At 38.6% G+C, this 6,597-nt stretch carries 4 protein-coding genes, 1 other RNA gene and 1 pseudogene; 1 reads left to right on the top strand and 5 read right to left on the bottom strand.

What is annotated here, in order from left to right:
- A pseudogene (locus FG382_RS16560) lies at nucleotides 1–976 on the bottom strand (IS110 family RNA-guided transposase); the annotation flags it as partial.
- Nucleotides 977–1,238: 262 nt separating this feature from the next.
- On the opposite strand from FG382_RS16560, the gene FG382_RS16555 reads away from it, so the two are divergent.
- Nucleotides 1,239–2,408, top strand: a complete 1,170-nt coding sequence (locus FG382_RS16555; protein WP_142540005.1) for a site-specific integrase — start codon at nucleotides 1,239–1,241, stop codon at nucleotides 2,406–2,408.
- A 125-nt stretch (nucleotides 2,409–2,533) separates the two neighbouring features.
- Here the strand turns inward: FG382_RS16555 and ssrA are convergent.
- The 4 genes from ssrA to FG382_RS16535 all read right to left on the bottom strand — a co-directional run bounded on the left by ssrA (nucleotide 2,534) and on the right by FG382_RS16535 (nucleotide 6,593).
- Nucleotides 2,534–2,887, bottom strand: a transfer-messenger RNA (tmRNA) gene (ssrA, locus tag FG382_RS16550).
- Between the two features lie 94 nt (nucleotides 2,888–2,981).
- Nucleotides 2,982–3,452 (bottom strand): SsrA-binding protein SmpB, encoded by a 471-nt coding sequence (gene smpB / locus FG382_RS16545; RefSeq protein WP_142540004.1) that lies wholly within the window; start codon nucleotides 3,450–3,452, stop codon nucleotides 2,982–2,984.
- Nucleotides 3,453–3,497: 45 nt separating this feature from the next.
- On the bottom strand, nucleotides 3,498–5,804 hold the full coding sequence (gene rnr / locus FG382_RS16540; RefSeq protein WP_142540003.1) for a ribonuclease R: 2,307 nt from the start codon (nucleotides 5,802–5,804) through the stop codon (nucleotides 3,498–3,500).
- Between the two features lie 42 nt (nucleotides 5,805–5,846).
- Nucleotides 5,847–6,593: an alpha/beta hydrolase gene (locus FG382_RS16535; protein WP_142540002.1), complete on the bottom strand. Its 747-nt coding sequence runs from the start codon at nucleotides 6,591–6,593 to the stop codon at nucleotides 5,847–5,849.
- Nucleotides 6,594–6,597 lie beyond the last annotated feature (4 nt).

The raw sequence follows: 6,597 nt of genomic DNA, 5'->3' as shown, positions 1-6,597 counted from the left end.
GCAATAGTAGCCTGCATAAACAAACTGCTTCATTGGGTTTATGCAGGCTACTATTGCCACTTTGGAAGGCTTTCCTTCTGATTTCTTCTTGTCATAGAATTCTTTCAACTTTTTGTTTCTTGAGCTTCTGATACCGCACAATACGGCAAGATACAAAGCATGGCGTAATCTACTTGAACCTCGTTTAGTAATCCGATTGGTTGTGGCAATGAACTTTCCTGATGAGTGAACACTGGGGTCTACTCCTGCAAAGGCAACCAATTTTTTAGGATGGCTAAACCGATCGATTTCACCAATCTCAGAGATGATCGTGGCAGCGATTTTTTCCCCGATTCCTGGAATCGATTGGACAACCTTGTAATCTTCTAATTCATTTGCCATCGTCACAATACGATTTTCTAGCTCAGAAAGGTGTGACTGGTACTGAAAAAGTAACTCAATATACATTTGAAGATTGATTAAGTGACTGTCATACACCACTTTTTGAAATGGATTTCGAGATGCGGAATCCATTAATTTTTTGGCCTTATCCAATGCCCATTGACTAGATCGTCTTGGACAAAACTCCATCACACACTCCGCTAGCTTACTTTCTCCAACAGCTAGTACAGCTTCTGAAGTAGGGTATTTCTTTAGCATAAGTAAAGAAACCTTCGAATAAAGATCACCAAAAACCTTGCGGTATTCAGGAAACACTTGATCTAAAATAGTGTGAAACTGTAGCTTAGCCTCCACATACATATTCGTTACAATCTCCTGTTGTCTGGAAAGATTTCCAAGATTTAATAGTTGAATTCCTCTGTTTTTATGAGGCTCAAAATCTTCTTTGTAATAAAGNATAAAGCACACACAACTGGTACGCATCAATTGCGTCTGTTTTTACCTTCCTTAAACTAGATCTCTTCGCCTGATAAGAAATAATCGGATTAAGCAAAATATATAAAATTTCATGGTCCTCCAAGTATTGATTAACAGGAATAACTTTAAAGCAATTCAAATAAACAATTTATTCAAGCACAAAATTTCCTAAAATAAAATAAAGCATAAACTTTCCAAAAGGAAAATTCATTCTTTATGTCACAATTTTTATCTATTTTCTGTAAATATACTTTTCTAATTTACTAATCTGTGAAACTTGAGTATCATCGCTTTAATCATATATGATAAATATGTTGCTTCCATATAATAGGAAACAATTACTCTCTATTTCTTGTCTCCGTAAGAAAATAGGAGGAAAAATGAGTAAATCTACAATTAACGCTATCAAAATGTACACAAAAAAGAATAATGAAAAATGCTACATGTTTAAAGTATATTGTGGTATTGACCCTTTAACTGGTAAAGAACAATATACTACTCGACGTGGTTTTAAAACAAAAAAAGAAGCAAATCAGGCATTAGCCCAAATCAAACTTGAAATTAGCAAGGGAGAATTCAAAAAAAAACAAGTTGAAACTTATGTAGAAATTTACGAGTTATGGATTACTCAATATGAAAAAACGGTTGAGGAAAGTACATTTATTAAGACAACTGGTATTTTCAAAAATCACATTTTGCCTGCTTTTGGAGCATATAGGATTGAAAAAATAAACGTGGAAGTATGTCAAAGACATGTCGATGAATGGGCAGATAAGTTAAAAAAGTTTCGTACCGTGAAATCCTACGCTTCCAAGGTTATTGATTTTGCAATTAAGCGTGGATATATTGAGAAAAATCCGCTAACATTAATAGAAATGCCGAAGAAATTGAAAAAGTTGCGTATTGATGATGAAGACGAGCTTGAAAACTTCTACACTAAAGAACAGCTTATTAAATTTCTTAAATGCATGGAGCAAGAAAGTAATTTTAAAGCATATGTGTTATTTCAACTTCTTTCCTACAGTGGTATGCGTAAAGGAGAAGCTCTTGCATTGACGTGGAAAGATATAGATTTCACAAAAAATGAAATTCGTATTAATAAAGCCATTTCAAGAGGGAAAAACAATAAACTTTATGTAAAAACCACGAAGACTGGTATTGCTCGTACAATTAAAATGGACTCAGCCACTATGGGGATTTTGAAAAAGTGGAAAAAGCAACAACGAGAAGACTATCTTCTTTTAGGATTTAATACATTACAACGTAATCAACTTGTTTTCAGTAATGAACAAAACGAGTTTCTACAACCTACTAAAACACGCAAATGGCTCGAACATGTTTTAAAAAAATATCAACTTCCCAAAATAACAACTCATGGATTTAGGCATACACATTGCTCGCTTCTCTTTGAGGCGAACGTAGGAATTAAAGAGGTTCAAGATCGCCTTGGTCATACTGATGCACAGACGACGTTGAACATCTATGCCCACGTATCTGACAAAGCAAAAGATGAAGCTATCAATAAGTTAGAAAACTTTATGAACCTGTAAAAGTTTTTGACCATGGTTTTGACCATGGATGTTTGAAATCCATTGAAACTCAATGAAACAGTGCAAAAGAAAAAACCCTTGATTATCAAGGATTTTGACACTGTATGAAATCATATGATTTCGTAATATGGAGACGGCGGGATTTGAACCCGCGTCCAGAAACTCTAACACTTAAGCTTCTACGCGTGTATCTTGCCTATTTAGGTTTCGCGTAGCACTATGCCGACAAGCGGGCGTCATGTACGCTAACTTGGAAATCTCTTGCTGACAGCTCAAGTGGCACTGCCAACCGTATCCCACTAAGAGTGAGCTCTACCTAGCCACATGGGCGATGGATAGATAAAGCAGATCCGAGCTTACGCTGCGAATGCTAAGTTGTTGTTTGTTTTGCCTGTTATTATAAAGTCCGTTTTTGCGGAGCCGAGCCTCCGACGCGCAACTCAAGCTCAGACTATCCCTGTCGAATCCATAACGTCCCCGTTTATGGAATAATGTAAGCTTTGTTACATAGCTAACTATACATCAAAAATGGTCAATTTTCAAGTGATACATCTTTCCAATAATGGATAACCCTTATTGGTTGCGCTCTTTGAACGCTCTTTCCATATCACGCTTCGCTTCTTTTTTCTTCAGAACGTCTCGTTTGTCGTAGTCTTTCTTCCCTTTTCCAAGACCGATTAATACTTTCGCATAGCCATTTTTTACATACATTTTTAGCGGAACGATTGTATAGCCTTCTCGCTTTGTTTCACCGATTAATGTATTGATCTGCTTTTTATGTAAAAGCAGTTTTCGAGATCGTAATGGGTCGTGGTTAAAGCGATTTCCTTGCTCGTATGGACTAATATGCATATTGGATATCCATGCTTCGTTATTACGGATACGTACGAATGCATCTTTTAATTGGACTTTTCCGTTACGAATCGATTTTATTTCGGTTCCTTGTAATACGATTCCTGCTTCGATTGTTTCTTCGATAAAGTAATCATGGCTTGCTTTTTTGTTCTGTGCGAGCACTTTATCGTCATGCTTTTTTGCTGCCATCTCATTCACCTCTTAAAGCTTACGAGGAGCGACTAAGCGCTCCTTTTATTTTTTCTTTTTTGGTCGTTTACGACGCTGCGATTTTTTGGCAACGGATTCGTAAAATTTCTTTTTCTGTTTTACTTCTTTTTTCGGGCCTGGTTGAGAAGAACTTCTTCTGCCTGCGCCTTCTTTTTTCTTTGCATGAATGACTTTTGGTGCTTCTTTTCTCGTGCGGTGGAACGCTTTTTTCATACCGACGATTTCAAAATCGATCGCTGATTCCTCTGGTTTAACTTCAGATACGCGAACCGTTACTTCATCCCCGATTCGGAACTGCTTACCTGAACGCTCACCGATCATGATCATTTGACGATCATCAAATCGATAATAGTCATCTGTCATATTCGTTACGTGCACAAGTCCTTCAATCGTATTTGGCAGTTCGACGAATATACCAAAGTTTGTAACAGAGCTAATAATACCTTCGAATTCTTCACCGATTTTATCGGACATGAATTGGGCTTTCTTCAGTGCATCTGTATCACGTTCTGCATCTACAGCACGACGTTCACGTTTCGATGTATGCTCTGCGATATCATCGATAATTGCTCCCCAATGATTGATCGTCGCGGAACTTACATCTCCATTTACTAAGTACGTTCGTATTAATCGATGAACGATTAAATCGGGATAACGTCGAATTGGTGATGTGAAATGTGTATAGAATTCAGTAGATAATCCAAAATGCCCTAAACATTCGCCGTAGTATTTTGCTTGTTGTAGAGACCGTAATAGCATCGTAGAAATAACTGGTTCTTCCGGCATACCTTCAATATTTTCAATAATCTCTTGTAATGCCTTTGGATGTACTTCATTGCCCGTACCTTTTACTACAAGTCCAAAATTCGTTAGGAATGCGAAAAAGCGTTGCAGTTTTTCTGGCTTTGGATCTTCGTGAATACGATAAATAAACGGAACGTCCATCCATTTAAAATGCTCAGCGACTGTTTCATTGGCAACAAGCATAAATTCTTCAATGAGACGTTCTGCAACTGTACGTTCACGAGTCGCAACATCCGTTGGCCAGCCATCTTCATCTACGATAATTTTCGCTTCTTGGAAGTCAAAGTCGATTGCACCACGTTCTTGACGTTTTTCTCTTAGAATCGCAGCAAGCTCACCCATCAGTTCAAACATTGGCACTAATGGCTCGTAACGCTCGATTAACGCTGCATCTTTTTCTTCTAATATTTTAAACACATCATGGTAAGTCATTCGTTCAGTTGTTCGAATCACGCTTTGGAAAATTTCATGCGATACAACCGTACCAGATCCGTTAATGATCATCTCACAGGATAACGTTAAACGGTCTACCTGTGGGTTCAAAGAACAAATCCCGTTTGATAGACGATGCGGAATCATCGGGATAACTCGGTCTGCTAAGTACACACTTGTACCGCGGTCATATGCTTCGCGATCAATTGGGGAACCTTCTGTCACATAATGACTAACGTCCGCAATATGTACGCCTAGTTTATAGGTACCATCCGGTAGTTTCGTTACTGTAACCGCATCATCTAAGTCTTTTGCATCCGCTCCATCAATTGTCACGATTACTTCATCTCGTAAATCTCTGCGATTCTCCAAATCTTTTTCATCAATCTCATCTGGAACTGCTTCTGCTTGGTCAATCACTTCTTGTGGGAAGTCGATTGTAATCCCATGCTTATAAATAATAGATAGAATATCGACACCTGGATCATTTTTATGTCCCAGAATTTTCGTGACCATACCAGTTGCGGATTTTCTTTCATTTGGCCATTCCGTAATTTCTACAACTACTTTATGCCCTTCGATTGCACCTAACGTATCGCCTTTTGCGATAAATACGTCCATCGGTACTTTTTTATCATCTGGAATAACAAAGCCAAACCCACGATTGTCCTGGAACGTTCCAACGACTTGGGTAGTGCCTCTTTGTGTAATTTTAATAATGGAACCTTCACTTCGGTCACCATGTGATTCACGGGACACACGAACAAGTACCTTATCTCCGTTCACTGCTCCATTCACTTCCGTCGGTGGAATAAAAATATCATCTCCACCCTCTTCTGGTGCAACAAAGCCGAATCCTTTCGCATGGCCGATAAATTTCCCGACGACTAAATTCATCCGAGCCGGGGTACCATAACGATTGGATCTAGAGCGGACAACGAGCCCCGCATCTTCCATTTGAACAAGTGTTTTCACTAGTTCTTTAAAATCATCTGCATCCACTAATTCAAAGTGCTCCTCTAGCTCTTTTGTAGTTAGCGGTTTATATTCTTCGTCTCGCATTAGTTCTAATAATTTTTCTTTCATATTTTCCATGTTACATCCCTCCTTTTTCAGCGTGTGCACATTTGGTGTGTTTTACACATTCCAATCAAGCGACTCTAAAAAGTTTAATATATCTTCATGTAATTGTTCTTTTTCAGGTCCAAGTGTAATGACATGCCCTGAGTTTTCATACCAATTGAGTTTTTTCTCTAATGATTCTGCCTGCTCAAAAATGGTATTTGCCGATTCAATATCAATAACCGTATCTTTCTTGCCTTGGGTGACAAGTAATGGTGCGTAAATATGATCGACATGATCTCGAACATTATAGACAAACTCTCTTAGCTCTGCCAGTGTCTCCATTGGAGTTTGGCGAATCGCCTCTACTTCTTCTTCTATTTGCGCTTCTGTTTTTCCTTCATATTTCTTATATTCTTTGGCATATTTTACGACACCTTCGAACATGACGTCTGTTGTTTTCATCGTCATCGGGGAACACATCGTGACAATTCCCTGCACAGGAACTGTATACCCCAATTTGAGTGAAAATACGCCTCCAAGTGAAAGTCCGGCTACCGCAATCTCTTCATAGCCTTCTGCTTTTAAACGGTCATACCCACGCATGACATCCTTCCACCAATCTTTCGGACCGGTTTCAAGCAGCTCCTCCGGCGGAACTCCATGCCCTTTATAGTGAGGGGCAAGGGATGTGTAGCCGTTTTTCTCTAAGAAACGTCCAAGCATGCGAACGTCCGATGAATTCCCAGTGAAACCATGCAGCAATAGCACAGCACGTTTTCCAGCTTCAAAGAAAAATGGTTTTGGTGTTGTAATTTTCATATAG

The organism is Psychrobacillus lasiicapitis (assembly GCF_006861795.1).
GTDB lineage: Bacteria > Bacillota > Bacilli > Bacillales_A > Planococcaceae > Psychrobacillus > Psychrobacillus lasiicapitis.
Note: the sequence above shows the minus strand (reverse complement) of the source record. Positions and strands in the feature narration are given on the sequence as shown.